This window comes from Stieleria sp. (assembly GCF_041595215.1).
GTDB lineage: Bacteria > Planctomycetota > Planctomycetia > Pirellulales > Pirellulaceae > Stieleria > Stieleria magnilauensis.
The window spans coordinates 1-3,414 of the sequence record NZ_JBFHKV010000944.1 but is presented as its reverse complement, the minus strand read 5'-3'; the positions used below and the strand labels follow the sequence as shown (position 1 = coordinate 3,414).

The following is a 3,414-nucleotide window of genomic DNA, read 5'->3' as shown; positions in this document are numbered from 1 at the left end:
TACCGACGGACAAGATCTGTACTATTTTGCGGATCAACTGGTCGATGACAAGCTGGAGTTGTTTGTCGTCCCGGTCGACGGTCGTTCGAAAGCTTCGCGGATCAACCCAACGCTACCGAGTGACTTTGATGTCAGCTGGACAGCCGTCGGCGCTACCGAGACTGGCATCGCCTACGGCGTCCGACAAGGCTCGTCGTCTCCTTATGGCATCTACAGCAGTCAGCTCCATCAATTCGGCGAAGTTCGGATTCTCGACGACGAAGGCGACATCGCAGATTTCGGCGATGCCCCCGAACGATTGCCCGACGGGCTCGGTCAATCTTATCCGGTGACATTGTCGCAAAATGGCGCTCGGCACAACGTCACCGAACTGTTCCTGGGCGCAGGTGTTGACGTCGATTCCGATGGGCTCCCCTCCGCAGCCGCCGACCATGATGACCAGGGCGAGCCGGACGAAAACCAGGGCGTGCGGTGGTTGAGCAATCTGCTCGTCACGCAGACAGACACTCTGACGACCATGCAAGTGACGGCATCACAAGCAGGAAAAATCAGCATCTGGATCGACTTCGATCGCGACGGCGACTGGGGCGATCGGATCGATGAAGTCGTGGTCGCACACGATGTCCACGCCGGCGACAACTTCATTCCTCTGACGATTCCAGCCGGAGCGATCGCGGGTCCGACCGCGGCCCGAGTTCGGCTCAGCACCGCCGGGGAGACTTCGCCTACAGGAGCAGCAGCGGACGGCGAAGTCGAAGATTTTTGGCTGGATTTGGTCGATGCCAAATCCGATCCGGTCCCGCTGGTCGTCAAACTGTTTCATCCTGACAGTTACCTGAGACTGATCGCCGACCACGTCCTCGTCGGAAACGGCCAGGAACCGCCGATGTTTCAGACCGAAGGCGTCTTTTCGCAAGTCGACGTCTCGCTGTCCCCAGCTGGCCACTCCTTGGCGATTGAACTGGGACAGCCACCCAACGACCGGATTTCCATTCAGGGTAATAACGAAATCAATCGACTCGCGTTTCATGATCTTGACCAAGCCAATCTTCAACCATTGGTCTTGGACTTTGGCGGATCGGGTGATTTCCAAACCGACAACATTGAAGTGCTGGACATTACCGGCTCCGAGAGATTCCGTCTGCCTGTCGATGATTTGACATCCATCTCAACATCTCAGAGCGTTACCGTTGTCGCTGCCTCACGGGAGCAACTACAGTTCAACGACCGGTCGGCTTGGCGAATGGGAGACACCTTCGAGCAGGAGGGCAAGTTCTATCGTCAACTCGTGTCTCCCGGGACGCCGTCGCCGCCCATCGTGATCGACTTGCCTAACCCGTGGCAGAATGTGGTGACGACGACAGATGTGGACAACAATGGCTCCACCTCGCCGATTGACGCACTGATCGTGATCAACCGGATCGCCACGCAAGATGACCCTTCCGGAACCACATTGCCCGATCCGCTGAGTCTGCCTCGATGGCCCGGTAACTACTATGATGCCAACGGAGACTTGGGAATTTCTCCACTCGACGCGTTGGTCGTGATCAACGCCGTGGCAAGACAAGGCGAGGCGGAACGCGCTGCGGAATCAGAACAAGTGACATCGGCCCTCAGCCTGAACGCCAACCTGATCACCGATCACAGTTTCCTCCCCGCGGTTCCATCGGCAAAGGAGCGGGACGCAAGCCCGGAGACGACTGGGTGGGAAAACCTTCGAACAGACAGCCGAACGGGCTCGACACTGCCAACGCTCGATGCGGGTCGAGATCACCAGGTTCAGCCGCTTGATGACCGACCAACCTCCGCTGGGATCCGCACCGCATCCGCGACAGAGCATCTGGCCCAAGAACGTTTGACCGCTACCTGGGCACAGTCCGTGGATCGTGCGCTCGCCACGGGCCTGCTGCATTAGACATTCCGGCCACGCATGACAGATCGCAATCAGGCGAATGAGACTCGTGAACGTAAACTGATTGGCGACTAAACTTTGGAATTCGTTTTCGGTACGCGACGAGGATTGAAAATGCATCACTTGTACCTGTTCCGCCGGCTCGGCGCGGTCGCCGTCCTGCTGGCTGTCGCAGCTGGAGTCTTCGGAGATGACAGGCCGAACGTTTTGCTGATCACGGCCGACGACTTGGGGCTGCAGCTTTCGTGCTACGGCGACTCGATCGCTCGCACGCCGAACATCGACCGACTGGCCGATCAGTCCGTTCGCTTTAAGACCGCTTACGTCAGCCAAGCGTCGTGCAGCCCCTCGCGCTCGTCGATGTTTACCGGACTCTATCCGCACGGGAATGGGCAGTACGGTTTACTGAACGCCAACGTCGGCTTCCGCGTTCATGAACCACTCGTCGACTCGTTGTTGCCCAACGTCCTCAAGAGCCATGGTTATCGAACCGGCATCATCGGCAAACTGCACGTCGGTCCCGAAAAAGCGTTCGCGTTTGACATGCGACACGGCGAAGGTTTCGGCAGCCGAGACGTTCGGCTGCAAATCGATTTCGCTCGCGAGTTTCTGACACAGTCCGGTGACGAACCGTGGTTCTTGATGTTCAACCTGTTCGATCCGCACGTGGCGAGAAAGCCCCTGCCGGGAGGTCGCCGCGGACCGCAGTTCTTCCCCGACTCGGTCAAGGGTCTGCCGAAGAACATCCTCGCACCCGAAGACATCGTTCCCTGGCCATGGCAACAGATCGACACACCGGAACAGCGGCAAAAGATCGCCGGCTATTACAACTGCGTTCATCGAATTGATGCGGCGATCGGGATGCTGGAATCCGTACTGCAACAGACAGACAACTGGAACAACACGCTGATCGTTTTTCTCGGCGATCATGGCCCGCCGTTCACGCGTGGAAAAACCAGTTGCTACGAATCTGGACTCCGCGTCCCCTTCCTCGTCCGCTGGCCCGGCGTCTCGCAGCCCCACGCCTCCGATCACTTGGTCAGCAGCGTGGACATCTACCCGACGATTCTGGACGCGGCCGGCATTGACTTGCCCTCGCAACGCCACGGCAACTCGCTCCGCACTGTCTTGAATCAGCAGAACGACGCGGCTGATTGGCGCCGCACCTTGGTCGGCGAGTTCCACTACCACGGCGCGACACCGTTCTTTCCGCGACGAGCGATCACCGATGGACGGTACAAGTTGATTCACAATTTACGTGCGGGCGAGACGACCGCGTCGGATTCGGTCGACGGCGACCGCGCTTACGCCGAAGCACAAAAACTGCCCGCAAGTCACCCCGCACGCGTGGCAATGGAAAGGCTCAAGAACCCGCCAGAGTGGGAACTGTACGATCTAAAAAACGATCCGATTGAATTCCAGAACCTGGCCGGGGACACCGACGTTGCTGACGCCCAATCGCGACTCCAACACGCCCTGCAGCAGTGGCAAGAACGAACCGC

General features: G+C 58.6%; 2 protein-coding genes. Both read left to right on the top strand.

Annotation, left to right across the window (positions count from 1 at the left end):
- Positions 1-1,915 (top strand): GEVED domain-containing protein (locus ABX749_RS26615; protein ID WP_372898670.1); only part of this gene is annotated, 1,915 nt, incomplete at its 5' end.
- 111 nt (positions 1,916-2,026) lie between these two features.
- Positions 2,027-3,414 (top strand): sulfatase (locus tag ABX749_RS26610; protein WP_372898669.1); only part of this gene is annotated, 1,388 nt, incomplete at its 3' end.